We start from the raw sequence: 26684 nt of genomic DNA, 5'->3' as shown, positions 1-26684 counted from the left end.
AGACGCCATGAAGCACACCCTTCCATTCCGGCACGGGCTCGCTCTCGTCCTGGCGGTGGCGCTGGCGCTGCTCGCGAGCATCGTCGCCGGGCCCGCGCACGCCGCGCCCGTCCTGCTGTCGCAGGGCAAGACCGCGACGGCCTCGTCCACCGAGAACGCCGGCACACCGGCGTCGGCCGCCGTCGACGGGAACACCGGAACGCGCTGGTCCAGCGCGTTCGGCGACCCGCAGTGGCTCCAGGTGGACCTCGGGGCCACCTCGGCGTTGAGCCAGGTCACCCTCAACTGGGAGGCCGCCTACGCCACATCGTTCAAGATCCAGGTCTCCGACAACGCCTCCACCTGGACCGACCTTTACTCCACCACCACCGGCACCGGCGGCACCCAGACCCTCGACGTCACCGGCTCGGGCCGCTACGTCCGCGTGTACGGCACCGCCCGCGCCACCGGCTACGGCTACTCCCTGTGGGAGTTCCAGGTCTACGGCACCACCGGCACGTCCTCGGGCTGCGCCGGCCCCGACGCCGCCCAGGGCAGGCCCGCGACCGCCTCGTCCACCGAGAACGCCGGGACGCCCGCGTCCGCGGCGGTGGACGGCGACCCCGGCACCCGCTGGTCCAGCGCCGCCGCCGACCCGCAGTGGCTCCAGGTCGACCTCGGCTCCGTCAAGACGATCTGCAAGGTGGTCCTGACCTGGGAGGCCGCCTACGCCACATCGTTCAAGATCCAGGTCTCCGACAACGCCTCCACCTGGACCGACCTCTACTCCACCACCACCGGCACCGGCGGCACGCAGACCCTCGACGTCACCGGCTCGGGCCACTACGTCCGGCTGTACGGCACCGCCCGCGCCACCGGCTACGGCTACTCCCTGTGGGAGTTCGCCGTCCACACGAGCGGCGGCGGCACCACCGACCCACCGCCGGGCGGCACGCCGATCTCGGCGTACAAGCAGGTGACGGCGTCGTCCTGGGAGGGCGGCAACGCTCCGGCGGCGGCGCTCGACGGGCGGACGACGACCCGCTGGTCGAGCCAGTACTCCGACGACCAGTGGCTGCGGGTGGACCTCGGCGGAGCGGGGCACATCACCGGCGTCACGCTCAACTGGGAGTCCGCGTACGCCACCGGCTACCGGATCGAGGTCTCCGCGAACGGCACGTCCTGGACGCCGATCTACACCACGGCCGGCGGCAGGGGCGGCGTCGAGAACCTGAACGTCACCGGCGACGGCCGCTACGTCCGATTCGTCGGCACCGCCCGGGCGACGGGCTACGGCTACTCGTTGTGGGAGTTCCAGGTCTTCGGCACCGTGGACACGGCGGCCACGACCGCGCCCCTGCTGTCCCCGCCTGCCAAGGCCCCGGCGACCACCGGCCAGTTCGCGCTGTCCGCCCCCGCCGACAAGGCCATGGTCACCGACACCCGGCGGCCCGCGTTCTCCTGGGCGGCCGTCTCCGGCGCGGTGCGCTACGAGGTCTGGCTGAACGTCAGCCGCACCGACTACGACTTCACCACATCGGGCAACCTCATCGACCTCTACACCAAGGTCGCCGAGCCGACCGGCACGAGCTACACGCCCACCTGGGACATCCCCGACCGGTGGACGTACAAGTGGTATGTCGTCGCGGTGAGCGGCTCGGGTGCCAGGACGACGTCGAACATCCGCACCTTCAGCCTCTACCTGCCCGACATCGAGCAGGTCGCCGACGGCGTCCCGGTCGTCAACGGCGCCCGCGACCTCAACAAGAACGGCACGATCGAGCCGTACGAGAACTGGCGGCTGCCCGTCGAAACCCGCGTCAACGACCTTCTCGGCAGGATGACCCCCGAGGAGAAGGCCTACCAGATGTTCTACAACGCCCAGACCTACCCGCTCTCGGGCTGGCACTTCGGCCCGGCGTTGCCGAACGACCTGCACGCCGTGCTGCTGAGCGCGTCCGGAACCCGGCTCGGCATCCCGCCCGTCTCTGCGGGCGACACCATCGCCGGATACCAGACCACCTACCCGCTGCAGAGCACGCTCGCGGCGGGCAAGGACTACGCGCTCGACTACAAGCTCGGCGACATGCAGCGCCGCGAGGAGCTGGAGGTCGGGGCGCGCGGCGTGCTCGGCCCGCTCGCCGAGGTCGGCACCAAGGTCCTCTACCCGCGCATCCAGGAGGGCAACGGCGAGAACGCCGACGTCGCGGCCGCCCAGGTCCGCGCGCTGGTGGCCGGGCTCCAGGGCGGCCCCGAGCTCAACCCCGCCTCCGTGCTGGCGACCGTCAAGCACTGGCCGGGCGAGGGCGCGGGCGGCGAGGCGGGGATCACCTACGACGCGGTGACGATCAAGTACCACATGATCCCGTTCAGGGCCGCGATGGAGGCAGGCGCCGTCAACATCATGCCGGGATACGCCGGGAGCTCCTACCTCGACCCGGGCGGCTCGGGCGCGGGCGACAGCAAGCCGATCCTCGACTACCTGCGGGGCAACCTCGGCTACACCGGTCTCATCACCACCGACTGGCTGCCGTCGTCGGTCTGGGTCAAGGCCGCGAACGCCGGCTCCGACGTGATGGGCGGAGCCGATCCCGGAGCCACCGGGTTCACCATGGCGACCTTCCTCGCAGGAGTCCCGATCGCGCGCATCAACGACGCGGTGACCCGGATCCTGCGCCTGAAGTTCACGCTCGGCGTGTTCGAGCACCCGTACGGCGACCCGGTGAACGGTCCCTACCGCTTCCACCAGCCGTCGTACGTCGCGCTCGCCAACCAGGCCGCCCGGGAGTCCATCACGCTGCTCAAGAACAACGGCGTGCTGCCGCTGAAGCTCAAGGCGGGCGACAACGTCGTGGTCGCCGGTCCGCGGGCCACCGACGGATCGGCCTGCTGCATCTGGACGAGCTTCTTCCACCAGGAGTACGGCTCGCAGACCGTCCTCGACGCGGTCAAGGCGCGGGCGGCCACCGCGGGCGTCAACGTCTACCAGGACACCGGGCCTTCGCCCAAGCTCGCGATCGTGGCGGTCGGCGAGCCCACCTACACGCACGCCACCGCCTGGGTGAAGGAGCAACCCCAGTTGCCCGCCGACCAGCTCGCCGTCATCCAGAACTTCAAGAACCAGGGCATCCCGGTGGTCGTCGTGCTGACCCTCCCCCGGCCCATCGTCATCAGCGAGTGGAACGGCCTGGCCGACGCCATCGTGGTGACGTACCGGGGCGGTGAGGAGGTCGGCCCGGCCACGGCGAGCCTCCTGTTCGGCGACTACACGCCGCGCGGCCGCCTGCCGTGGCAGCTCCCGCGCAGCCTCGACCAGATCCTCAAGCCGGGCGGGGGCGACGTGCTCGCCGACGCCGTCGAGGACTGGAACCTCCCCTACGACCTGGGCGCGACCGCCGCCCAGCGGTCGGAGATCCGGGCCCGCATCGACGCGGGCCAGACCGTCCCCACCACCTACGGCAACCCCCTCTACCCGTACGGAGCCGGCCTGCAGGGCTGGTCGTGACACCCGCTTCAGACTGAAGCGGGCAGCGGCCCGCCGCGCCAGGTCATGGCGTCGGCCAAGGCGGCGAGGAGATCCACCTCGCCGCCTTCGGCCTCGGCGTAGGCACGGTGCAGGTTGCGGTTCTGGCCTTGGGATCGTGGACAACACCGTGACCGACACGGGCAGGCAGCTCGGGGTTCGCCCGTGCGAGGTTCACTGGCGCACGGTGAGCACGATCTTGCCGATCTGGGTGCCGGACTCCATGTGCCGGTGGGCCTGCGCGACCTCCTCCAGCGGGAACAGGCGGTCCACCACCGGACGGAAGGCGCCCGTGCGCAGGCCCGAGGCCACGAAGGCGACGGCCCGGCGCATCCGCCCGGGGTCCTTGGTGATCTCCAGCACCGTGTACGTGCGCATGTTCAGCGCGGGCATGCCCAGGTCGAACCCCGGATAGGGCGTCGGCCGGCCGCTCTGCGCGCCCCACAGCAACAACGTCCCGCCGGGGGCGACGGCCCTGGCCAGTTCCGTCACGCCCGGTCCGGCGACGGCGTCGAAGACGTACGCGGCGCCCCTGCCGTCGGTCAGCTCCAGCACCCGCCCCGCGACGTCCTCCTCGTCGGAGACGACGACCTCGGCCGCACCCTCCTCGATCAGCCGCCGGCGCTTGGCACGGGTGCGGGTGACGGCGATCGGCGTGGCCCCGATGCGGTTGGCCGTGTGGATCGCGGCCAGGCCGATGCTGCTGGACGCCGCGTTGATCACCGCCACGTCGCCCGCCCGCGTCCCGGCCACCTCCGCCATGGCGCCGTAGGCCGTGAGGTAGGGCATCCACACGGCCGCACCGGTGACCGCGTCCACCCCGTCGGGACGGGACAGGAGCGCGGACGCCGGCACGATCGTCCGCTCGGCGTAGACGCCGTAGTCGTTCTGGGAGAAGAAGCCCGGCAGGACGCTGACCGCCTGACCCTCCGCGAAACCGGCCACCTCCGGGCCGAGTGCCTCCACCACACCGGCCGCCTCGGTGCCGAGCGTGGCGGGCAGATGCTTCACCGGCTCGATGTACCGGTCGCGCCGGAACAGGATCTCGGCCCTGTTGACGCCGATCGCCTCCACCCGGATCCGCACCTCGCCCGGCCCCGGCTCCCCCGGCTCAAGGTCGTCCAGCCGCAGCACCTCGGGCCCGCCGATCTCGTGGAACCGCACAGTCTTCGACATGTCGTCGCCCTCTGCTCGTCGTGATCACTGTCCGCCATGTCGGGTTCACTGTGCGGCGAAAGTACGATCGCTGTCAAACTTTGATGGATGTCGTACTATGAGGGCCATGGGACGTACGCCGCCGCATCCAGAGGCGTCACAGTTCGACCTCCAGCAGGTGCTGGAGGCCCTCGTCGATCCGGTACGCCGGAGCATCGTCGCGCAGCTCGACGCCTCCGGCGTGGACATCCCCTGTGGGGGTTTCGACATCCCGGTCAGCAAGTCCACCGCCACCCACCACTTCAACGTGCTGCGCGAGGCGGGCCTGATCCGGCAGTACTACGTCGGGACGTCGCGGATGAACTCCCTGCGCCGCGCCGAGATGGACGAGGTGTTCCCCGGCCTGCTCGACGCCCTGACGCGTCAGCCGGTGAGGAAGACCTGACGCTCCGCGGCCCTGTCGTCGAACGCCTCCAGCCGGGCCTGGCCCTCGGCGGCCAGGGTGTCCAGCATGGTGTGCAGCAGCGCGGTGCACAGGACCGTCGGGCCGGCGTGGGAGTCGAACGCGAAGCCCGAGCTCACCGGGGCCAGCAGGACCTCGTCCGCGAGGTCGGTGAGCCGGCCCACCGGCTGATCGGTGACGAGGGCGATCTTCAACCGGACCCGCCGCGCCCAGACGAGCCCCTCCGCCAGTTCACGCGGATAGCGCGGCAGGCCGATGGCGAGCACCCATTCGGCACCCGACTCGGCCGCCCTGCTCAGCCGGTCTTCGAGGATCGAGCCCGGCACGTCCAGTACGCGTACGTCCGGGAGCACCTTCTCGGCGAGGTAGCCGAACAGATGCGCCAGCGGTGCGCTGATCCGCAGGCCCATGACCAGGAGCGGGCTCGACCTGGCCAGCCGGCCGGCCACCCGCCGGAGCTGGCCGGGATCGGCCATGCCGTCGCGCAGCCGTTCCAGGTCGCGGATCTCGGAGTTGACCAGTTCCTGGATCTCGTTGTAGTGGCCGTCCTTCGCGGCCGGCGGCCGTTCGCCGAACACGGACGTGCGCAGCGCCTCCCGGAACTCGGGGAACCCGCGGAACCCGAGCGCGGCGGCGAAGCGCGTGACCGACGGCTGGCTGACGCCGACGCGCTCGGCGAGGTCGGCGCTGGTGAAGAAGACGGCCTCCTGCGCGTTGTCCAGCAGGTAGCGCGCGATCCGGCGTTGTGACGGCGAGAGGCGATGGCCGTCGAAGAGCGTCCGGAGGTTCGCGACGATCCGGGAGGCGTCCAGCACGGCGAGCGACCGGCCGGTCTCTGGGACGTGCCTCATCCTGGAACACTTCCCTTCTTCGTGGCGTGAGGGACCTGGTGATCGTTCACCGCCCGGCAGCGCCGGGCCGGTCGCCTTACTCATGAATCGCGAAGCGCCTGCCGGATGCAACGCCACCGGGCGGCCCCTGTCGGGACCGCCCGGCTTCGCTGCGTGGTGATGTCGGTCGATCAGTTCTTCGGGCCGTTGCCGTTGAACCTCGTCTTGCACTCCTGCAGTCGCACGTCGACCTGCTCGCCCCTGTCGACGGTCACGTGCACCGTCTCGAGGACCTCGCCGGTCGGGCGGGCACAGGTGAGCGTCCAGCTCTCCTTGATGAAGTTGCCCGGCCCGGTGGCGACGACGCCCGTCTCGGTGTAGGCCGGGGCCGGCCGTACGGACGGGTTGACGTGCCAGGCGAACTTGCCGTTGGCCGGGGCGACCAGCGTCGACTCCAGGTGGGTGGGGACCCTCTGGGGCGGATCGACGACGTTGTTCGCCTGCCGGATCGGCGCGGTCCACAGGTCGAAGTCCTTGGTGATCTTCAGGACCGCGCCCTTCGGCGCCTTGCCGGTGATGACGGAGTGCCCGGCCGGATCGGCCGCGTACTCCAGGGCCACCATGAACGCCTCGCGGTTCGACTTGCCCTCGTAGCGACCGGTGCCCGTGTAGTCCTCGATCACCTCGGAGTAGGTGTTGTTGGTCGACTGGGTCTTCATGATCTCGAAGGTGAACCCGAGGCCGCGGGTCGCGTAGTACGACCAGTCCGGGGTCTCGCCGGTCGTCTCGTAGTCGAAGCCCGACTTCATGCCCGTGTAGCCGTTCTCGGCCGTGATCGCGTCGGTCAGGGCGGCGTAGACGGCCTCGTCCGGGGTGTCGCCCGCCCGCTTCTCCAGCGGCGGACGCAGGACGGTGTGACCGGAGGTGTGGTTCGTGATCAGGACGGTGACCTGGTTGTTCTTGGTCAGGTCCATGATGTTCTGCACTTCGGGCTCGGAGCCGGGCCCCGGGCCGCGGGTCGTCGCGTTGGAACCGGCGTTGCTGCCCCAGCCGAAGGGGTAGTTGCGGTTGATGTCGACGCCGGCGCTGCTCGCGCACGTCGGGGACAGTCCGCAGCTCGTACGCCGGTTGATGACGAACCCGTCGACGTTGACGACCGGCACGAAGATGACCCGTGCCTTGTCGAGCAGGCGCGTGATCTGAGGGTCCTTGCCGTCGTTGTCGATGAGGTCGTAGGCGAACTCCATCGTGTGCTCGCCGGAGGGCCACTCGTTGCCGTGGTGGACGCCCATCATGAACAGGACCGGCTTGCCGTCGGCGGCGTCGACGTCGTGGGTGACCTCGATGCCGTACACCTCCCGGCCCTGGCGGGTCTTGTGCGGCAGCGTGATGTGCTTGACGAGGCCGGGGTGGCGGGCGCTCAGCGCCAGCATTTCGTCGTTGTAGTCCGTGATCGTCCGGTAGGTGGTCCGCCCGCTGGGCAGGCTCGGCGCCTGCTGCTGGACGACCGCCTGGGGGTTCGGCGTGGCGGCGGCGCTGGCGCCGGCGGCCGGAATGCCGAGACCTCCCAGAAAGCCGACGCCCAACGCCAGCGTGACAACGCGTTTCCTGACGACAGAGGCAGTGGAGGGGGACGTGCCTCCTGAAGACATACTGAAACCTTTCTCAGCCACGGACGAGCGGGAAACGAAAACGCATCCTTTTCTCCGAGCCGTCTTTCGGCAGTGCGCGACACCCCCGAACAGCCGCTGACTGCAAAGTTTCAGTAAGTCTGCGGGCTGAATATGAGCCTGTCAACCCTTCGTGGACGACCCCGATCCGCACATCCGGGAAAGGAGGCACGTGCTTGTTCGCACTCCAGCGCGGTCATGGAGGTGAGGGAACGGACAGGCCGCACCGGCACACCGCGGGAGCCCTCCACGAAGCGACCACCGTCGTTCTGCGTGGCGGACGGCGGGCCGCGTGACCGGTCTCGCGCACCGGCGCCGCCCGCATCCACGGCGACGAATATCCCAGCCCCCAACGGCGCAGTTTTCAGCGTGAAATAGTTTCTCGGGGAGTATGAACCCAGTCGATTCGCGGTCGCGACCGAATGCGCCGAATAATCGCCGCAGTTGCGCGGGCGGATATGGTCCGTGCCGCCTTCGCGGCTGTCGCCTGGCGCGGGGGCGCGGACGCCGCCGCCGTCCCGGGGACGGGGACGGGGGCGGGGGCGGGGACGGGGGCGGGGACGTCCCGCACCGCCGGCCGCCTTCCGGGTGTGGCCGGTCCGCCCCGCCGGCCCAGTCATCCGGTAATCGCATTCTCCCGATTTCCGGCCCGGGGACGGTGAAAGTTTCACACGGATGCGCCCTTCTCCGGGCCGCCCTTCACTCTCGGTAAACGACGACGTATCTGCCTCTTGTAAAGGCCCCGACCAGGCGGCTTGTTCCATTTCCGGCAAGACGGCGTATCAGATTGTTCGTTGACTCGACACCTGTTGTTCACCTATTGTTCCGCACGGGCCCCCGAAACTTTCTTTCTCTATTCGAAAGTTTCGACCGGGCCTGTATGGAGAAGCGGGCGATGCTCCACCCCTGGCGGCGACTCAGGAGGAACGAACGTGTCGGCACAGCTCGTCCTGTTCGCGATCGACATCTGCGCAGTGGTACTGCTCGTCTTCGGGCTCTACTTCCCCCGACACCGCCGACGCGACCTGGTCGTCTCCTACCTCGGGGTCAACATCGGCGTCCTCGCCGTGGCGAGCGCGCTGAGCGCCGGCAATGTCGGCGCCGGGCTCGGGCTGGGAATGGCGTTGTTCGGTGTGCTGTCCATCATCCGCCTGCGCTCGACGGAGCTCGACCAGCACGAGGTCGCCTACTATTTCTCGGCCCTCGCCCTGGGAATTCTCGGCGCGGTGAGCACCACCTCGGTCTGGCTCAGCGGCGGAATGATGGCGCTCATCCTCGTGGTGATGTTCCTCGGCGACCACCGGCGGCTGTTCCGGCACTACCGGCACCAGATCCTGGTGCTCGAATCGGCCTTCACCGACCATGTCGCGCTCGTCGCGCACCTGGAACAACTCCTCGACGCCCGGGTGCACGCCGTCACCGTCCAGCGGCTCGACCTGGTCAACGAGACCACCGTGGTCGACGTCCGGTACGCGCTGACCGACCGGGCGCTCACCGCCGAACCCGAGACGTCCGCACCCGCCGGAGCGCGCCGATGACCACGATGCCCATCGGGACCGCCCTGGCGCGGCTGGCCCCCGTCGGGCTCGACGAGCTGGTCGGCCGGGCCGCGCTGCAGACCAGGGTGGACCGCAAGTACCTGGTCGCGGCGGAGGCCCTGCCCCGTCTGCTGGAACGGCTCATGCCGTACGCCCAGGTGCTGGACATCGACGGCGAGCGCGCCTTCCGCTACCAGTCGGTGTACTTCGACACCCCTGAGCTGGCCGGCTACCACCGCGCGGCCTATCGCAGGCGCCGGCGTTTCAAGGTGCGCACCCGCACCTATCTCGACTCCGCCCAATGCTGGCTGGAGGTCAAGATCAGCGGCGCGCGGGGCAGCATCACCAAACACCGGCTGCCCTACGACCCGCGAGACTGCGGCACGGTGGACCCCGGGCGCGAGTTCGTCGACGAGGCGCTCGACCGCGAGTCGATCGGTCCCGCCGCCAGGAGCTCCCTCGGCCCGGTCCTGGTGACCGAATACCACCGCGCCACCCTGCTGCTGCCGGAGACCGCCAGCCGGGTCACCGTCGACACCGCACTCGCCTGGCGGCACGGCGACGCCGCGCTGCGGCTCCCCGGTCTCGCCGTGGTCGAGACCAAGAGCGCCTCGGCGGCCACGCCGGTCGACCGCATGCTGTGGCGGGCCGGGATCAGACCCGCCCGCATCTCCAAGTACGCCACCGGTCTGGCCGCGCTCCGCCCCGACCTGCCCGACGCGCCGTGGCGGCGGACGCTGCGCCGCCACTTCCGCGGCACCGCGTCGCCCGACCCGGCGCCGGACATCTCCCACCGCCCCGAACAGGAGGCATCGTGCGTCTGACGCTCCGCAGCACCGGCGGCACGGCGGCCCGCCGCGTCAGGAGGACCGCGGTCGCCGCCATGCTCTTCACCGGGCTCCTCACCGCGTTCCTCGCCGGGCCCCTCAACGCGTACCCGTCATCGGCGGGCGCCGGATCGGCTTCCGGCACCGCGTCGGCCGGCCGCGCGACGAGCACCACCGCAGCGGCGGCAGCGGCGGCCGACGACCTGACCGGCGACATCGCCTTCTCGGTGCCGAGCGGCACCTTCCAGGGGCAGGTGTCGGTGTCGCTGAGCACCGCGGTCGGCGGCGCGCAGATCCGCTACACCACCGACGGAACACCGCCCACCGCGCAGTCGGCGCTCTACGGTGGCCAGCCGCTGCAGTTCACCCGCACCACCCAGCTGCGCGCACAGGCCTTCGCCGACGGCACGGCGTCCGGAAAGCCCGGAACGGCCATGTACGTCGCCCGCGCCACCACCACGGCCCACGATCTGCCGCTGGTCCTGATCGACTCGTACGGCAAGGGCAAGCCCGGCCGGGACTACCTCGACGCCGCCACCATGATCTTCGAGCCGGGCAGCGGTGCGGCGACGTCGCTGGCCGCGGCTCCGGCGGTCGCCACCCGCTCCGGATTCCACCTGCGGGGGCAGTCGTCGGCCTCGTTCGAGAAGGCGCCGTATCGCCTCGAGTTCCGGGACAACGACGACGACGACGCCGACTACCCGGTGCTGGGGATGCCGGCCGACTCCGACTGGGTGCTGCGCGGGCCGTTCCCGGACAAGTCGCTGATCCGCGAGGCCCTGGTCTACGATCTCGGCAAGGAGATGGGGCTGAAGGTTCCCCGGTATCGGTTCGTGGAGCTCTACCTCAACACCGACGCCGGTCCGGTGGGCGCCGACGACTACATGGGCGTCTACATGCTGGCCGAGACGATCAAGAACTCGAAGAATCGCCTCGACCTCAAGAAGCTGGACGAGGACGACACGACCCTGCCGAAGCTCACGGGCGGGTACATCTGGAAGTTCGAGTGGATGGCCGCGGAGGAGCCGACGCTGCCGTGCAGCGGGTCGTCGGCCACCTGCTGGACCTACCTCGAAGTGGTCGACCCCTCGCCGCTGCAGCCGCAGCAGAAGGACTGGCTGCGGGGCTACATCCAGGAATTCCACAACGTGCTGCACTCGCAGAACTTCGCCGACCCGGACACCGGCTATCGGGCGTACATCGACGTGGGTTCGTTCATCGATCAGTTGATCGTCTACGAGCTGAGCCGGAACATGGACGCCAACTACCGCAGCGCCTACTTCTACAAGGACCGGGACACGAAGATCTTCGCCGGCCCGCTGTGGGACTACGACCTCACGTTCGGCGTGGGCGGGTTCTTCCAGAACGACCAGACCGCTGGCTGGCAGTATCAGCAGACCCGGCAGCCGCTCGCCAACGACTGGTTCACCCAGCTCATGCGGGATCCGGCCTTCGTCGACCAGGTCAAGGCGCGCTGGCAGACGCTGCGCCGCGGCGTGCTGTCCGACGCCGCGCTGCAGAGCAGGATCGACGCTCTCGCCCAGCCGCTGACCAACGCCGCGCAGCGGAACTTCCAGCGCTGGCCGAACCTCACGACGCGCACCATCGGCTTCTTCAACACGCCGACCGCGTCCACCTGGCAGGGTCAGGTGCAGTACCTGCGCGACTGGACGCTGCGCCGCGCGGCCTGGCTGGACTCGACGGCGGGGTGGGGCGGTGCGGTCACCTCGCCCAGCCCCAGCCCATCGCCCAGCACGAGCCCGAGCCGCTCGCCCAGCCCCAGCCCCTCGCCGAGCCCGTCGCCCAGCGTCGGCCCGAGTCGCTCGCCGAGCCCGAGCCCCTCACCGTCCGGCGGAGTGTCCGGCGCGTGCTCGGCGACGTTCCGGGTGGTCAACTCCTGGCCCGACGGCTTCCAGGGTGAGGTCACGGTGCGCGCGGGCAACGCGGCGATCAACGGCTGGACCGTGAACTGGACCTGGCCCGGTTCGCAGACCATCACCCAGATATGGGGAGGCGTGCGCTCGGGCTCCGGCTCCGCCGTGACGGTGCGCAACGAGTCGTGGAACGGCTCGCTCGCGGCCAACGGGAGCACGACCTTCGGCTTCGTCGGCGGAGGATCATCGGCCACCCCGGCGGCCACCTGCACCAGCCCGTGACCTGAAGGAGCCTGCGAGGTCCCGTCCGTCGGACGGGACCTCGTCGCGCACCGGAGTGCCCTGCCGTGATCACTTCGGCATGCGCGTTCTCGGCCGCCGCCATGCGGGCCCGGCCCGTCAGCTCTCCTTGGTGTGGACGTAGACGACCGCGTGCTTCACGGCGACCGAGGTCCACGGCACGATGACGACGGCGCCGTTCCGCTCGAAGACCCGCGCGTCGTCCCCCTCGGTGCCGTACTTCTGCGGCAGCTCCGCCACCTCCGCCGCCTTACCGGTCGCCGCGTCCAGGCGGACGAGCCGGGGAGACAGGTCGCGCCAGTCGCCGACCTCCAGGGCGAGCAGGCCGTGGTCGTCGGCGCGGACGAGATTCAGCATCGTGGGCCGGGTGCCGGACGACTCCCACACCTGCTTGCCGGTCTTGAGGTCGAAGGCGAGCGCCTTGTCGCTCGATCGCGCCTTGCCCGGCACGTTCTCGGGGAAGGTCGTGAGGTAGAGACGGTCGCCGTGCACGGCGTAGCGGCGCTGCTCGAACATCCCGTCCACGAACGCGACCGTGTTCATGGCGAGCATGTCCACCTTGCCGGTCGTGAACTCGCTGAGCTTTCCACCTCGGTCGTCGAGAACGAGGAAGGTGCTCTTGTCGCCCTCCTCCTGCCGGACGACCAGGGGGTCGGCCGACAGCACCAGGCTCATCAGGCTGAGATCGCCCATCTTGTAGCGCCATACGGCCTTGCCGCTCTTCGGGTCGAGCGCCTGCACGAAGTTGCCCGAGCCCTCGAAGCTGCAGTCGAGGAGCAGGGCCACCCGGGTGGCCGCCGTGTTCACGTCCTTGATGTGGCAGCCCTCGGCCAACCGGGCCGTCCACTGCTTCGCGCCGTCCGACAGGCGGTAGCCGGACAGGATATCGTTCGCGTACACCACGGCGACGTCGCCCGCGTCCATGATCCGGGGCACCGTGAGCGAGTTGGCCAGCCGGGACTTCTCCGCCGGAATCTTGATCTTCCAGGTGATCTTTCCTGTCGTCGCGTCGACGCCGGCCAGGTGGTCGCACAGCTGGTCGCTGCCGTACGCCACGGCGCCCTTGCCGTCCGTCAGGTCGGCGGTGGCGCCGCAGAGCTGGTCGCCGGGCGAGGGGGCGCCCCAGGCGCGCTTGCCCGAGGTCAGGTCGTAGGCGAGCACGCCGTCGCGCTGCACCCGGATCACCGTCTTGTCGGTCAGCCAGCCCGCGAACGCGAGCCCCTGGCTGAAGTCCATGCTGTCGGCGCTCGCGAGCGGGACGGACCATTCCCCCGCGCCCCCGCCGGATTCGGTGCCGGAACCGCCACCTGCGACGAACCAGGCGGTCCCCGCGCCCACCGCCAGCAGCACCACCAGCCCGAGCACGACGAACAGCGCCGTCCTGCCCTTGCCGCCAGGTGCCTGCGGCTGCGGCGGATGCCCCTGGACGGGCTGTCCCGGAGCGCCATAGCCCTGGCCGGGGTAGCCCCCCTGCTGACCGGCGTAGCCCTGCTGGCCGGCGTAGCCCTGCTGGCCCGGATACCAGGGTGTCTGCCCCTGCCCAGGTGACGCGGGGGCCGGAGCCGTCTGGCCCGGCTGCGGCTGCCCCCAGGGCTGCGGGTAGGGCGAGCCCGGATATCCCTGACCCGGTCCGCCCTGACCCGGTCCGCCCTGACCCGGTCCGCCCTGACCCGGCGCCTGCTGGCCCTGACCCGGCCGGCCGTACGGAGCAGGCGCGCCCGGGGCGCCCGGGCCCCAGGGCGAGCTCTGGCCGGGCGGGCCGTACGCCGGAGGGGCCGGCGCCTGCGGACCCGGCCCGCCCAGCCCCTGTGACGCGTCACCCCACTGCCCCTGACCACCCGGCTGCCCGTACGCCGGCTGACCGGGCGCTGCCTGGCCATAGGCCTGCTGACCGGGGGCTGCCTGGCCATAGGCTGGCTGAGCGGGTGCGGGCTGACCATAGGCCGGCTGAGCGGGTGCGGGCTGACCATAGGCCGGCTGACCGGGTGCGGGCTGACCATAGGCCGGCTGACCGGGTGCGGGCTGAGCGGGAGCGGCCGGGTGGCTCCAGTTCCCGGCGTCGCCGGGTTGTCCCTGGCCGAGGTATGGCTGTTCCTGTCCGCCGTAGGGCGATCGGCCCGGACCGTAGGGGTACGGCGAGGGCGGAGTGGGCGGAGTGGACCCGCCGTACGGGTTCCCGGTGTGCTGATCCGTCATGCCTGTCCCCCGATCACGCGAGCTGGGCGCGGACGTAGCCCGCCCACTGCCGCTCGAAGTCCGCCTTCGTCACGCCGAGCGCCTGGAACAGAGCGGCTTCGCTGTCGTCGCCCGGCGCCCGGTAAGCCGCCACCACGCCCTCGACCAGCTTCCGTTCGCCGTACTTCTGGGCGGCGAACCGCATGGCCAGATGCCCCATGAGGTAGTTGACGCTGGTCATCTGCTTGAAGTCCCAGAGGGCGTTGGTCGGCAGCTTTCCGTCGAACGGCATGGCGAGCTGCCCTGCCACGTAGGCGCGGCCCTCGCTGAAACGCCGGTTCGCGTTGATCGGCCGGTTACGGCCGGCGACGTACTCGGCGAAGCCCTCGGTGATCCAGTTCGCCCGGCCGAACAGAGCGAACTGTGCACTGTCGAGCCCGGCGACGAGCGAGTGCGCGAGCTCGTGCTCGGAGATCTCCGTGATCCCCTGCTCGTTCCTGAAGAACTCGGTCGTCGTGTCCATGACGACGCGAGTGCCGCCGATCTTCACGGTGTCGTTCGCGATCCCCCAGCTCGGCATGGGGATAGAAACGCCGGCCTCGTTCGCCTTGGCCGTACGGAACAGCTTGCCGAGCTGTGCCTTCCCCTCGACCAGCGCCACCACGAACCCGGTCGGCACCGCCGCATCCGGATCGCCGTTCTTCTCCCAGAAGGCGAGATCGCTCGCGGTGGCGGCCGAGACGGTGGGCGCGACGCGCCGGGCCAGGGCGGCGTCCTGCGGCCTGGCGAGGACGAGGCTGTCGCCCGCCTTCGCCACCACGATGTCCGGCCAGATGTCCCACGGCCCGGGGAAGTACATCGTCTTCGACGCCTCGCCGCTGATCGTCGGCGGCGCGCCCTGCACCTTGGTCACGACAAGGGGCGCTTTCGGCGACGCCTTCTCGATGGTCCAGCGGTACCACTCGGACACCGGACGCAGGTCGATGCCGGCGAACCGGTGGACGAACGCGACGTCCTGCGTGAACTTCACGCCCCGCCCGAAACTGTCCTGAGCCCGGCCCTGGCGGCGCAACACCTGGTAGGACTTCTCCGCCAGCGGCATCTTGCGCAGGTTGGCGAAGACTCTCGCCTGGTCGCGGACCAGAGCGGCGTTCTTCTGGTCGAAGATCGAGGTGAACGCCTTGGCGTCACCAGAGGCCAGCGCCTTGCTGTGCGACTGGACCAGCTTGGTGATCTCGTCGTCCTTCACGACGACCGTGTTCGAGTCGGTGGCGGCGTCGCCCGTGGAGTCGTCGCCGGAGCCGCCGCCCCGCAGGACGAGGCCCACCCCCGCACCCACCGCGACGACGAGGACGAGGGACACGATGCCGAGCGTCACCCACAGCCCGGTCCTGCGTCCGGGCGCAGGAGGGGGAGGCGGAGGCGGAGGCTGCCACTGCTGTGGTGGAGGGCCGTACTGCCACTGCGGTGAAGGCGGAGGTGGAGGGGGAGGTGCAGACTGCCACTGCGGCGGTGGCTGAGGCGGATACTGCTGGTGATAACCAGGCCCCGTCGTCACTCTTGCCCCGTAAATGCTCAGAGTTACCGAAAGGCGTAAAGCGTATCAGTGGCCAAGAAGCGGGCACCGGCGCTTGCCCAAATGCGCCGCACGTACTGCCGATACGCGGCCTGAGCAGGCGTTTTAACGCCTCTCGGCCGAATACGCCGGACCCTCGCAGTCGATCCGCAGGGACGTACGGCCATTCGTGCGGACCGGCGCGTCAGGAGCGAGCCAACGATGGAACGATCCATCAAAGGTGCCACTCATCACCGGACCCGGGGAACTCGGAGAAACCACGGCGGTCCGGCGCTGGCCCGTCAACAGCCGCTCGCCGCGCACGGGGGAGGCATCGGCTTTGCCGTATTTCCGCATGTAAGGGCGGATTCCGTGAATGAGCGCCGGGTAGGTGGCCCTGTGACCTCCAGGGGACGTCTTCCAAGGGGCGGCAGATGGAGACGGTAAAGCTTGGCCGCACACGACTCCAGGTCACTCCCATCGCTTACGGCACCTGGCAGTTCGGCGGGGAGTGGGGCGAGATCGAGGAGCGATCGGCGATCGACAGCATCCACCACGCGCGCGAACTGGGCATCAACATCTTCGACACCGCGCAGGGATACGGCTTCGGCGCCGCGGAGCGACTGCTCGGCAGGGCGCTGGAAGGCGAAACGGATCAGGTGGTGATCGCCACCAAAGGCGGGCTGCGCATGGACGGCGAGAAGCTGGTGCGTGACTCCAGCCCGGCGTGGCTGCGCCGGGGCGTGGAGGAGAGCCTGACCGCGCTGGGAGTCGACCACATCGACATTTATCAGGTCCACTGGCCTGACCCGAGGACCCCGCCGCAGGAGACGGCGGCGGCCCTGTGGGACATGGTCGACGAGGGGCTCGTCCACCATGTCGGCGTCTCCAACTTCGACACCGAGCAGATGCGCGCGTTCTCGGCCGAACGGCAGGTCGAGGTGCTGCAACCGCCCTACCACCTGTTCCATCGGGACATCGAGGCCGACGTACTCCCCTATGCCGCCGAGCACGATATGGGCGTGCTCGCGTACGGGCCCCTCGCGCACGGGCTTCTGGGAGGCGGGTTCGACGAGAAGACCACCTTCCCTGCGAACGACTGGCGGTCGGCCAGTCCCGACTTCACCGGCGGCACCTTCCGCCGCAACCTGGAGGCGGTCGGCGAACTCCGCCGCTTCGCCGAGGAGCGGGGCGCCACGGTCGGGCAGATCGCCGTGGCGTGGGTGCTGGCCCACCCCGCGGTCCATGTCGCCATCGTCGGCTCCCGCCGCCCCGCGCATCTCGCCGAGACCGTCAGCGCCCTGGACGTCCGTCTGGACGAGAAGGACCTCGCGCGGATCGACGAGCTCATGGCCGGGGCCGTACCCATCCGGGCGCCCTCCCCCGAGGGCACGTGAGCACCCCCGGGCACGCGACATCAATCATCCGGCGAAGGACGAGGCAACATGCTTGATCTCGATCCATCATTCCGGCCGGTTCGCATGCGTGACGGTTATCCGCCGCTGGAAGATCTCGGCCTGATCGGGGACGGATCGACCGCGGCGCTGGTCGGTCTGAACGGTTCCATCTCGTGGATGTGCCTTCCCCGCTTCGACTCCGAGCCGCTGTTCTGCGGCTTGCTCGACCACGCGCGAGGCGGGGACTTCACCGTCGCGCCGGAAGACCTGGTGGAGGCCCGGCAGCGCTATGAGCCTGACACCGGGGTGCTGGTGACCGAGTCACGGAGCGCCACCGGCCTGGTCCGGGTCACCGATGCGCTGGTCCTGCGCTCAGGCGCCGATCTCACCGACGACGCTCCCGTCGACCGGGCGGAGCTCGTCCGTTCGGCCGTCGTCCTGGCCGGGAACGTCCGCCTGCGGGTGGAGCTGAGGCCGCGCGGCGGCGGGCAGGCCCGGGCCCTGTTCAGCGGCCTGGAAGTACGGGTGTCCCGGCGGCCGGACCTGCGGCTGCACCTACGCTCCAATCGTCCCCTGACCGGCCTGTGCAGCACGCATGACCTGGAGCAGGGTGATCGCCTTGATCTGGTGCTGTCCTGGGGGCGTTTCCACCGCCACCACCGGTTCGACGCCGAGGCGATGCTGCGGGAAACCGCCGACGCGTGGCGCCGCTGGATGACGCAGTTCAGCTACCGCGGTCCCGAGGAACCGTTGGTCCGGCGCGCCGCGATCACGCTGAAACTGTGCGACGACTGGGTCAACGGCTCGCTGGTCGCGGCGCCCACGTCCTCGTTGCCCGCGCCCGTCGGCGGGGTTCGTAACTGGGATTACCGCTACACCTGGATCCGCGACGCGGCCTTCGCCGTGTTCGCCATGCGCCGCATCGGCTTCTGCAACGAGGCCGACGCCTTCCTCGGCTGGGTTCTCGACGCCTTCGAGCAGAGCCGGCGGCCGCGCATCATGTACGAGCTCGGCGGCAGACCGGTGCCCGACGAGGTCGAGGACCCCGAGCTGGAAGGTTACCGGCGCTCCGCCCCCGTGCGATGGGGCAACGGCGCCGCCGACCAGCGCCAGCACGACATCTACGGCGAGATACTGGACTGCGCCTACCAGTGGATGCGCTCCGGTGGTGAGGTTCAGCCCGCGCTGTGGGCCGACCTGGCCGGGCTGGCCGACGCGGCGGGCAAGGCGTGGCGGCAACCGGATCAGGGCATCTGGGAGGTGCGCGGCGAAGGCAGGGCGTTCACCTACTCCGCGGGAATGTGCCAGGTGGCCCTCGACCGGGCCGCGACGATCGGTGAGCGGCTCGGCCTGCCCGGGCCGATCGCGGAGTGGCGGACGCTGGCCCGCAAGGTGCGCCAGATCATCCTCGACCAGTCCTGGGACCACGACGCGCAGAGCCTGAGCGAGCATCTCCATGGCGGCGGCAGCCTGGACGCCAGCCTGCTCGCGCTTCCTCTGCGGCACGTCGTCCCGGCCGATCACCCGCGGATGGTCGCCACCACCACGGCCGTCGAGAAGCGCCTGGCGGCCGGCGGCGGCCTGCTGTACCGCTACCTGCATGATCAGTCACCCGACGGGATAGCCGGCGACGAGGGCGCCTTCGTGCTGTGCAGCTTCTGGCTCGTCGACAACCTGACCGGCCAGGGCAGGAGGGAAGAAGCCGAGGAGCTGTATGCGTCGCTGTGCGCGCGGGCGAGCCCGCTCGGGCTGCTCTCCGAGCAGATCGACCCTTCCACGGGCGAGTTCATGGGCAACTTTCCGCAGGCGTTCAGCCACATCGGGATCATCACCAGCGGCGTGAAACTCGCGCAGGCGAGAGCGGGTGCGGCATGATCGATCGCCTCGCCGTCTTCGGCGCCACGGGTGACCTGAGCGCGCGCTACCTGTTGCCGGCGCTGGCCGCGCTGCGGGCGGCGGGACACCTCGGCGACCGGTTCCGGCTGACCTGCGTCGGACGCCAGGACTGGCACGGCGAGCAGTTCCGGCACTGGGCGGCCGCCCAACTCGACCGGCACGGGGAATCCTGGCCGGCCGACGCGAGGAAGGCGGTCGTGGCCTCGGCCCGTTATCAACGGGCCGATGTCACCGACCCCGCCGACGTCGCGTCGGTCGTCGCGGGCGACGGGCCGGTCGCCGTCTATCTCGCCCTGCCCCCGGCCGTCTTCCCCATCGTGGTCACCGCGCTGCATGACGTGGGCCTGCCTGCGGGCAGCCGGATAGCCCTGGAGAAGCCGTTCGGCGAAGATCTGGACAGCGCGGTGCGGCTGAACCGGCTGCTGGACGACCTCGTGCCGGAGCAGGCGGTGTTCCGGGTCGACCACTTCCTGGCCATGACGACCGTCCAGAACGTGCTCGGCAGCCGGCTGGCCAACCGTGTGCTGGAACCCATCTGGAACAGCTCCCACGTCGCCGAGGTGGAGATCGTCTGGGACGAGCGCCTCACGCTGGAAGGCAGGGCGGGCTACTACGACGGGGTCGGCGCGCTCAAGGACATGGTGCAGAACCACCTGCTGCAGTTGCTGTGCCTGGTGGCCATGGAACCACCGATCAGCCTCGGCGAGCGTGATCTGCGTGACCGGAAGGTCGACGTGCTGCGCTCGGTGCGGCCCCCGACCGGCGAGGACATCCTCCGCCGCACCCACCGCGCACGCTATACGGCCGGCCGGGTCGGCGACCGCGAGGTTCCCGCCTACGTCGACGAGGAAGGCGTGGACCCGGGGCACCGCACCGAGACCTTCGCCGAGGTGGAGCTGGAACTGGACGGCTGGCGCTGGTCGGGAACGACCTTCAGGCTTCGCAGCGGCAAGGCACTCGGAGACGACCGCAAGGAGATCGCGGTGCGGTTCCGGCACGTGCCCCACCTGCCCTTGGGCCTCAGCGGGGAGGTCCTGCCCAACGTGCTCCGATTCGGGCTCGACCCGGAAGATCTGACCCTGGATCTGACGGGCATCGGTTCCCACACCCGGACCCTCGTCCCGCTCACGCTGACCGCCCGGACGGAGCCACCGGACCTGCCCGCCTACAGCCAGGTGCTGCTGGACGTGCTGAGCGGGAACGCCGCCCTGTCCATCCGGGGCGACGAGGCGGAGGAGTCCTGGCGGGTCCTGACGCCGGTGCTGTCGGCCTGGTCAGAGGATCTCGTTCCGCTCCGGGAGTACCCGGCCGGATCGGGCGGGCCGGTCTCGGTGCGGGAGGACGCGCTGTGAGCCGGCCATCACTTCAGAAGGCGGGAAGTGTCCACCTTTGCCGTATTTCCGCACGTCGGAGCGCTTCTCGTGGACGAGCGCCGGGTAGATGACCAGATGGTGCCGTAGAGGACGTCTTTCGAGGGGCGGCAGATGGGGATGCCACCGGCGAAGCGCACCGCAGGAGCCCTACGCAGCCAGGCGTGGTGGGACAACAAGGGCAACCCGCAGATGACGGCTCTGTATCTCGAGCGTTTCCTCAACTACGGCCTCACTCCCGATGAACTTCAGTCGGGCCGCCCGATCATCGGCATCGCCCAGACGGGCAGCGACCTGGTGCCCTGTAATCGGCACCACCTTGCCCTCGCCGAACGGGTCAAGGCCGGAATCCGCGACGGCGGGGGCATCCCGTTCGAGTTCCCCGTCCATCCGCTCCAGGAGACGGGCAAGCGACCCACCGCGGCGCTGGACCGCAACCTCGCCTACCTCGGACTGGTCGAGGTGCTCTACGGGTATCCACTCGATGGAGTTGTCCTGACGACAGGCTGCGACAAGACCACGCCCGCGTGCCTGACCGCGGCGGCGACCGTGAACATCCCGGCGATAGTGCTCTCGGGCGGGCCGATGCTCAACGGCTACTACGAGGGCAAAAGGACAGGCTCGTCGGGCTCGGGGCTGGTGATCTGGCAGTCGAGGCGGCTGCTCGTCAGCGGGCAGATCGACTACGACGAATTCATGGCCCGCGTGGCCGCGTCCGCACCCAGCGTCGGGCACTGCAACACGATGGGCACCGCGCTGTCGATGAACAGTCTGGCCGAGGCGCTGGGCATGTCCCTGCCCGGGTGCGCGGCGATCCCGGCCCCCTATCGGGAGCGGGCGCAGATGGCCTATCGAACGGGCCTGCGAGCGGTGGCCCTGGTGCACGAGGACCTCGCTCCGCGCACGATCATGACGCGGCAGGCCTTCGAGAACGCGATCGTCGTCGCGTCGGCCATCGCCGCCTCGACCAACGTGCCCATCCACGTCAACGCCATCGCGCGTCACGTGGGGGTGGCGCTGTCCAACCAGGATTGGCAACGAGTCGGAGCCGACATCCCGGTGCTCGCGAACGTCGCCCCCGCCGGTGAGTTTCTCGGCGAGGACTTTCACCTCGCCGGCGGCGTCCCGGCGGTCATGCGGTCGTTGCTGGCAGCGGGACGCCTGCACGGCGACGCGATGACGGTCTCCGGTCGCACCGTGGGCGAGAACCTGGAGGATGTCCCCGCCGCCGACCCGGCGGTCATCCGTCCCTTCGACGATCCTGTCGCCGCGCGGGGAGGTCTCCTCGTCATGACCGGGAACCTGTTCGACTCCGCGGTCATGAAGATCTCGGTCATCAGCGACAGTTTCCGGGCCCGCCACCTGCCGCACCCGGACGACCCGCAGGTGTTCGACCTTCGCGCCGTCGTCTTCGACGGGCCCGAGGACTACCACGCCCGCATCGAGGATCCCGAGCTTGGCATAGACGAGGACTGCATCCTCGTCATCCGCTACACCGGGCCCATCGGCTACCCGGGATCGGCCGAGGTCGTGAACATGGAGGTGCCCGCCGCGCTGATCCGGCAGGGCGTCACCGCCCTGCCCACGCTCGGCGACGGCCGGCAGAGCGGCACCTCGGACGCCCCCTCCATCCTCAACGCCAGCCCCGAGGCCGCGGCCGGCGGCAACCTCGCCATCCTGCGCACCGGCGACCGGATCCGTATCGACATGGACAGGGCACGCGTCGACGTCCTCCTGTCGGACGAGGAGATCGCCGCACGGTGGGCTCACCACACGCCGCCGGCACTGCGACACCAGACACCGTGGCAGGAGATCTACCGGGCCACGGTCGGGCAGTTGGACGGCGGAGGCTGCCTGGAGCTCGCCGTGTCGTACCAGGATCTCGTACACACCAAGGGGATCCCCCGTGACTCGCACTGACCCCCGCGGCACCGTCCTGATCGCCGACTTCGACTTCGGCGATGTGGACATCGAGCGCGCGATCGTCGAGGGCGCCGGATTCCGGCTCCTCGCCGCACAGTGCAAGAGCGAGGACGAGGTGATCGAGACAGGCCGGGACGCCGACGGGGTCCTGACCCAGTACGCGCGGGTCGGCGCACGCGCCATCGACGCGTTCACCCGGTGCCGGGTGATCGCTCGCTACGGCACCGGCGTGGACATCGTCGACGTCGCCGCCGCGACCCGGCGGGGCATCCAGGTCACGAACGCGCCGAACGACTGGTGCGCCGACGAGGTCGCCGATCACGCCGTCGCGCTCTGGCTCGCCGGTGTCCGCAAGATCTGCCAATACGACCGGGCGACCCGGCAGGGCGAGTGGCGCTGGCAGAGTGGGGAGCCGATCTGGCGGCTGAAGGGACGCGTGTTCGGCCTGCTGTCCTTCGGCGCCATCGCACAGCTCATCGCCGAACGCGCGAGAGCGTTCGGCGTCGAGGTCTGGGCGCACGACCCGTTCCTCGACGAGTCCGAGATCCGATCGCGCCAGGTGCGGCCGGTGTCCTTCGACGACCTCGTGGAAGGCGCCGACTACCTGGTGATCCAGGCGCCGCTCACCCCGCGGACACACCACATGTTCGACCGTGCGACCCTCCGCAGGATGAAGCCGACCGCCATCCTCATCAACACCGCGCGAGGGCCCATCGTGGAAGACTCCGCGATCTACCAGGCACTCACCGAAGGGTGGATCGCCGGCGCGGCACTGGACGACCTCGAGGAGGAGCCCGCGAAACAACGCGACTGGCGCCCCCGCAATCCTCTCCTGACGCTTCCCAACGTGATCGTCACGCCTCACGCCGCCTACTACTCCGAGGAGGCCATCACGACCGTGCGGCGCATCGCCGCCGAGGAGGCCGTACGGGTCCTGACCGGGCAACCGGCCCGTTGCCCGGTCAACGACGTGACCGCAGGCTCCCGCCGGTAAGGGACCGCGCGAAGCTCCTGCCGTTCTGCGCGGTGACGGTCGGTCAGGCCGGCGGTGAGGTGGTGCTCGACCGTACGACCAGACTCGCCGTGTCGACCTGTCGCGAGCCGGGGGAACGGCCGTCGATCGTGTCCGCCAGCACCCGTGCGGTCTGCACGCCGTACGCCTGGATGTCCCAAGAGAGCGCCGTCAGCGCCGGTCGTACCATCACGCACAGCTGCGAGTCGTCACCGGCCACGATCGACAGCTCGTCCGGCACGGCGACGCCCATCTCCTGTGCCACGTTGAGCGCGGCGGTGGCCATCACGTCGTTGTCGAACGTGATCGCGGTCGGGCGGTCGCGCCGGGACAGCAGCGTCCGCGTGGCCCGCATGCCTTCCTCCCAGGTGTAGTCGGTCTCGATGACCTGTGGTTCGCCGAGGCCGTGACCGAGCACGGCCTGGCGGAAGGCCGCGATGCGTACTTGGGTGTGCTCAAGTGCGGACAACCCCGCGACGCGGGCGATGCGGCGGTGTCCGAGCGCCACGAGGTAGTCGACCGCCGAGACCACGGCTGCCGCGTCGTCGGTCCAGACGGCGGGCAGCTCGGTGTCCGGCCGGGGCCGGCCGACCAGAACGGCCGGGATCTGGAGTTCCTCCAGCACCGGGATCCGCGCGTCCTCCGTCCACAGGTCGGTGATCACCATGCCGTCGACGCGCCGTTCCGCCCAGCACAGCCGCATCGCGTCGATCGCGGCGCGGTGGTCCTCGACGACCTGCAGAAGCAGAGCGGTGCGCCGCCCGGACAGTTCGCGTTCCAGCCCGGCGATGAACCGCATGAAGAACGGCTCGACACCGAGCGTGTCCGCCGGGCGGGCGATGATCAGGCCGACGCTGTGCGCCCGGGACCCGGACAGGGACCTGGCCGCCGCGCTCGGCCGCCAGCCGATCTCGTTGGCGATGTCGAGGATGAGTTTGCGGGTTTCCGCGGACACCCCCGGCCGTCCGTTGAGCGCGTACGACACGGCGCCGATCGAGACACCGGCCCGTGCCGCGATCTCGGCGATGGTCGGCCGCTTCACCGCATTCCCCCTCACGTCCCGACCATTCTGTTACCGCTGCCGGAAGAGGAACAGCACCGGATCGCTTTTCCCAAGAGCAGCGATGCTTCTTAAGCGCTTAAGTTGCCATGTCGGCGAGCTCCCCATGACGGCTGCCGAGGAATACGTCGACCGTCCGGCGTGCGGCCGGCATCCGGGGACCTGCTGAAACTTTCTCTGTGCCCGCACGTCATGGAGGACCTGCGCACCGTGTACTTCTGGGCTCGGACGCTTCGGCACCCGCCGACGGACCCGCACGTCCGGATCGGCATTTCACGCGACGTGACGACGGGGAACCGTTTCCGTCGCCTTCCGTGTCCGGCCCGCCTCACCCCTTCGCAGAGAGACGACCTTGACTTAAGCCCTTAAGTCCCCCACCGTTCATCCACAGCGCTGCTCTCGACGGCCGTCCGATTCTCAGCAAGGAGGCTTCGATGCAACTTCGTGTCAAACTGGCGGCAGCCGCAGCAGGAGTGCTGGCCGCGGCAGGCATGTCCGCGATATCGGTCCCCGCCGTGGCCGCCCCCGGCGGGTGCTCGGTGCAGTACAAGGTCGTCAGCGAGTGGCAGGGCGGCTTCCAGGGTGACATCGCGATCACCAGCCTCGGCGGCCCGCTGACCGGCTGGACGTTGGAGTTCGACTTTCCTTCGGCTGGTCAGGGCGTGAGCAACGGCTGGAACGCCGACTGGTCGCAGTCCGGCGCGCACGTCACCGCCAAGAGCCTGGGCTGGAACGGCAACGTCCCCTCCGACGGCTCGGTGTCGATCGGCTTCATCGGCAAGTGGAGCGGGAGCAACCCGGTTCCCTCCGCGTTCAAGGTCAACGGCGTCGCCTGCAACGGCGCGTCCCCCAGCCCGAGCCCCAGCGCCAGCCCCAGTCAGAGTCCCAGCCCAAGCCCAAGTCCGTCTCCGAAACCGAGCCCCTCCCCGTCCCCGAGCCCATCCGCGTCTCCCAGCCCCCAGCCCGGCGGGCCGGCCCCGCAGTTGCACGTCTCAGGCAACAGGTTGCTGACGTCGGCCGGCAAGCCGTACCGGTTGCTGGGTGTCAACCGCTCCAGTGGCGAGTTCGCCTGCATCCAGGGCAGGGGCATGTGGGACGGCCCATCGGACCAGGCCTCCGTCAGCGCGATGAAGCCGTGGAACATCCATGTGGTGCGGATCCCGCTGAACGAGGAGTGCTGGCTGGGGACCGCCGACGTGCCTTCGGGCGGGACCAGCGGCGCGGCCTACCAGCAGGCGGTCAAGGACTACGTGAACCTGCTGATCACCAACGGGATCACTCCGATCGTCGAGATGCACTGGAACTACGGCCAGTACACGGGTGCGGGCGCGGGCTGCTCGGATGTGGCGGCGACCTGCCAGAAGCCCATGCCCGACGCGAAGTACGCGCCGACGTTCTGGACCCAGGTCGCGAACACCTTCAAGGGCAACAACGCCGTCATCTTCGACCTGTTCAACGAGCCCTATCCGGACGCGGCCAACAACTGGACGGACGCCACCGCGGCGTGGACCTGCCTGCGTGACGGCGGCACCTGCACCGGAATCGGCTACCAGGTCGCCGGCATGCAGTCCCTGGTCGACGCGGTCCGTGCCACCGGCGCCGCCAACGTCATCATGACAGCCGGTCTGACCTGGACCAACGACCTGAGCCAGTGGCTGAACTACAAGCCGAAGGACCCGACCGGCAACCTGATGGCCTCCTGGCACTCCTACAACTTCAACGGGTGCGTGGACACCACCTGCTGGAACAACACGATCGGCGCCGTCGCCGCGCAGGTGCCGGTGGTGGCCGGTGAGATCGGCCAGAACACCTGCGCCCACGACTACATCGACAAGGTCATGAACTGGGCCGACGCGAACGGTGTCGGCTACCTCGCCTGGACCTGGAACGCCTGGGGAGGCTGCGGCAGCTCGGGCAACGTCCTCATCACCGACGCCGACGGCACGCCGACCAGCACCTTCGGCGAGGGATTCAAGGCCCACCTGGTGGCGCAGAACCCCTACGCGTGATCCCCTGTCCCGGCCACAGGTGATCCACCCGGGCCCAGCCCCCTTCGGCTGGGCCCGTCGCCGATCCGCAGGACGCCGGGGCCGGCCCGGAGGTCGGCGCAGTCGCGGAAAGCGTTCGACGGATGTCA

17 protein-coding genes are annotated in these 26684 nt (G+C 69.9%); 11 read left to right on the top strand and 6 right to left on the bottom strand.

Features of this window, described 5'->3' with window-relative positions; genetic code table 11:
- Positions 1-7: 7 nt before the first annotated feature.
- The gene (locus FLW16_RS25715; protein WP_142562695.1) at positions 8-3484 is read left to right on the top strand and encodes a discoidin domain-containing protein; all 3477 of its coding nucleotides are present in this window, start codon (positions 8-10) and stop codon (positions 3482-3484) included.
- Between the two features lie 192 nt (positions 3485-3676).
- Here the strand turns inward: FLW16_RS25715 and FLW16_RS25710 are convergent, their stop codons facing one another.
- Complete coding sequence (locus FLW16_RS25710; RefSeq protein ID WP_142562693.1) at positions 3677-4678, bottom strand: zinc-dependent alcohol dehydrogenase family protein; 1002 nt, start codon at positions 4676-4678, stop codon at positions 3677-3679.
- Positions 4679-4784: 106 nt separating this feature from the next.
- Here FLW16_RS25710 and FLW16_RS25705 point away from each other — a divergent pair, with 106 nt between their 5' ends.
- Positions 4785-5102 (top strand): helix-turn-helix transcriptional regulator, encoded by a 318-nt coding sequence (locus FLW16_RS25705; protein WP_142562692.1) that lies wholly within the window; start codon positions 4785-4787, stop codon positions 5100-5102.
- On the opposite strand, the gene FLW16_RS25700 is transcribed toward FLW16_RS25705, so the two are convergent.
- On the bottom strand, positions 5081-5971 hold the full coding sequence (locus FLW16_RS25700) for a MurR/RpiR family transcriptional regulator (protein ID WP_185949590.1): 891 nt from the start codon (positions 5969-5971) through the stop codon (positions 5081-5083). The genes FLW16_RS25705 and FLW16_RS25700 overlap by 22 nt on opposite strands.
- A 170-nt stretch (positions 5972-6141) precedes the next feature.
- Positions 6142-7536 carry a M14 family zinc carboxypeptidase gene (locus FLW16_RS25695; RefSeq protein WP_185949589.1) on the bottom strand — a complete coding sequence of 465 codons (1395 nt, stop codon included), beginning with the start codon at positions 7534-7536 and terminating at the stop codon, positions 6142-6144.
- Between the two features lie 1016 nt (positions 7537-8552).
- Between FLW16_RS25695 and FLW16_RS25685 the strand changes: the two genes are divergently transcribed.
- From FLW16_RS25685 to FLW16_RS25675, 3 genes are read left to right on the top strand one after another with little or no spacing between them, the layout of a single operon-like run.
- Positions 8553-9158, top strand: coding sequence for a DUF4956 domain-containing protein (locus tag FLW16_RS25685; protein ID WP_142562687.1), 606 nt, complete (start codon positions 8553-8555; stop codon positions 9156-9158).
- Positions 9155-9982: a polyphosphate polymerase domain-containing protein gene (locus tag FLW16_RS25680; protein WP_221891283.1), complete on the top strand. Its 828-nt coding sequence runs from the start codon at positions 9155-9157 to the stop codon at positions 9980-9982. The genes FLW16_RS25685 and FLW16_RS25680 overlap by 4 nt, the downstream gene beginning before the upstream one ends.
- On the top strand, positions 9973-12141 hold the full coding sequence (locus FLW16_RS25675; protein ID WP_221891282.1) for a CotH kinase family protein: 2169 nt from the start codon (positions 9973-9975) through the stop codon (positions 12139-12141). The genes FLW16_RS25680 and FLW16_RS25675 overlap by 10 nt, the downstream gene beginning before the upstream one ends.
- Before the next feature lie 117 nt (positions 12142-12258).
- Here FLW16_RS25675 and FLW16_RS25670 read toward each other — a convergent pair whose 3' ends face one another.
- Positions 12259-14355, bottom strand: a complete 2097-nt coding sequence (locus FLW16_RS25670; RefSeq protein WP_142562686.1) for a PQQ-binding-like beta-propeller repeat protein — start codon at positions 14353-14355, stop codon at positions 12259-12261.
- A 13-nt stretch (positions 14356-14368) separates the two neighbouring features.
- On the bottom strand, positions 14369-15712 hold the full coding sequence (locus tag FLW16_RS25665; RefSeq protein ID WP_142562685.1) for a hypothetical protein: 1344 nt from the start codon (positions 15710-15712) through the stop codon (positions 14369-14371).
- A 611-nt stretch (positions 15713-16323) separates the two neighbouring features.
- On the opposite strand from FLW16_RS25665, the gene FLW16_RS25660 reads away from it, so the two are divergent.
- The 5 genes from FLW16_RS25660 to FLW16_RS25640 all read left to right on the top strand — a co-directional run bounded on the left by FLW16_RS25660 (position 16324) and on the right by FLW16_RS25640 (position 23469).
- Positions 16324-17286: an aldo/keto reductase gene (locus FLW16_RS25660; RefSeq protein WP_142562684.1), complete on the top strand. Its 963-nt coding sequence runs from the start codon at positions 16324-16326 to the stop codon at positions 17284-17286.
- An 84-nt stretch (positions 17287-17370) separates the two neighbouring features.
- A complete protein-coding gene (locus FLW16_RS25655; RefSeq protein ID WP_221891281.1) occupies positions 17371-19161 on the top strand; it encodes a glycoside hydrolase family 15 protein in 1791 nt (596 codons plus the stop codon).
- A complete protein-coding gene (locus FLW16_RS25650) occupies positions 19158-20534 on the top strand; it encodes a glucose-6-phosphate dehydrogenase (protein WP_142562681.1) in 1377 nt (458 codons plus the stop codon). Before FLW16_RS25655 ends, FLW16_RS25650 begins: the two co-directional genes overlap by 4 nt.
- A 132-nt stretch (positions 20535-20666) precedes the next feature.
- A complete protein-coding gene (locus tag FLW16_RS25645; protein ID WP_221891280.1) occupies positions 20667-22472 on the top strand; it encodes an IlvD/Edd family dehydratase in 1806 nt (601 codons plus the stop codon).
- Positions 22459-23469: a C-terminal binding protein gene (locus tag FLW16_RS25640; protein WP_142562680.1), complete on the top strand. Its 1011-nt coding sequence runs from the start codon at positions 22459-22461 to the stop codon at positions 23467-23469. Before FLW16_RS25645 ends, FLW16_RS25640 begins: the two co-directional genes overlap by 14 nt.
- A gap of 43 nt (positions 23470-23512) precedes the next feature.
- On the opposite strand, the gene FLW16_RS25635 is transcribed toward FLW16_RS25640, so the two are convergent.
- Positions 23513-24529, bottom strand: coding sequence for a LacI family DNA-binding transcriptional regulator (locus tag FLW16_RS25635; protein ID WP_142562679.1), 1017 nt, complete (start codon positions 24527-24529; stop codon positions 23513-23515).
- Positions 24530-24981: 452 nt separating this feature from the next.
- On the opposite strand from FLW16_RS25635, the gene FLW16_RS25630 reads away from it, so the two are divergent.
- The gene (locus FLW16_RS25630) at positions 24982-26556 is read left to right on the top strand and encodes a cellulase family glycosylhydrolase (protein WP_221891279.1); all 1575 of its coding nucleotides are present in this window, start codon (positions 24982-24984) and stop codon (positions 26554-26556) included.
- Positions 26557-26684: the final 128 nt, after the last annotated feature.

The organism is Microbispora sp. KK1-11, from assembly GCF_006874435.1.
Taxonomy (GTDB): Bacteria; Actinomycetota; Actinomycetes; order Streptosporangiales; family Streptosporangiaceae; genus Microbispora; species Microbispora catharanthi.
The sequence above is the reverse complement of the archived record's forward strand: the minus strand, read 5'-3'. Positions and strand labels throughout refer to the sequence as shown.

What these genes read in the sequence shown, in the direction of transcription:
- FLW16_RS25670 (WP_142562686.1), bottom strand. Translation starts at nt 14,355, where the DNA reads ATGACGGATCAGCACACCGGGAACCCGTACGGCGGGTCCACTCCGCCC.
- FLW16_RS25680 (WP_221891283.1), top strand. Translation starts at nt 9,155, where the DNA reads ATGACCACGATGCCCATCGGGACCGCCCTGGCGCGGCTGGCCCCCGTC.
- FLW16_RS25630 (WP_221891279.1), top strand. Translation starts at nt 24,982, where the DNA reads ATGCAACTTCGTGTCAAACTGGCGGCAGCCGCAGCAGGAGTGCTGGCC.
- FLW16_RS25700 (WP_185949590.1), bottom strand. Translation starts at nt 5,971, where the DNA reads ATGAGGCACGTCCCAGAGACCGGCCGGTCGCTCGCCGTGCTGGACGCC.
- FLW16_RS25715 (WP_142562695.1), top strand. Translation starts at nt 8, where the DNA reads ATGAAGCACACCCTTCCATTCCGGCACGGGCTCGCTCTCGTCCTGGCG.
- FLW16_RS25705 (WP_142562692.1), top strand. Translation starts at nt 4,785, where the DNA reads ATGGGACGTACGCCGCCGCATCCAGAGGCGTCACAGTTCGACCTCCAG.
- FLW16_RS25710 (WP_142562693.1), bottom strand. Translation starts at nt 4,678, where the DNA reads ATGTCGAAGACTGTGCGGTTCCACGAGATCGGCGGGCCCGAGGTGCTG.
- FLW16_RS25645 (WP_221891280.1), top strand. Translation starts at nt 20,667, where the DNA reads ATGGGGATGCCACCGGCGAAGCGCACCGCAGGAGCCCTACGCAGCCAG.
- FLW16_RS25650 (WP_142562681.1), top strand. Translation starts at nt 19,158, where the DNA reads ATGATCGATCGCCTCGCCGTCTTCGGCGCCACGGGTGACCTGAGCGCG.
- FLW16_RS25660 (WP_142562684.1), top strand. Translation starts at nt 16,324, where the DNA reads ATGGAGACGGTAAAGCTTGGCCGCACACGACTCCAGGTCACTCCCATC.
- FLW16_RS25655 (WP_221891281.1), top strand. Translation starts at nt 17,371, where the DNA reads ATGCGTGACGGTTATCCGCCGCTGGAAGATCTCGGCCTGATCGGGGAC.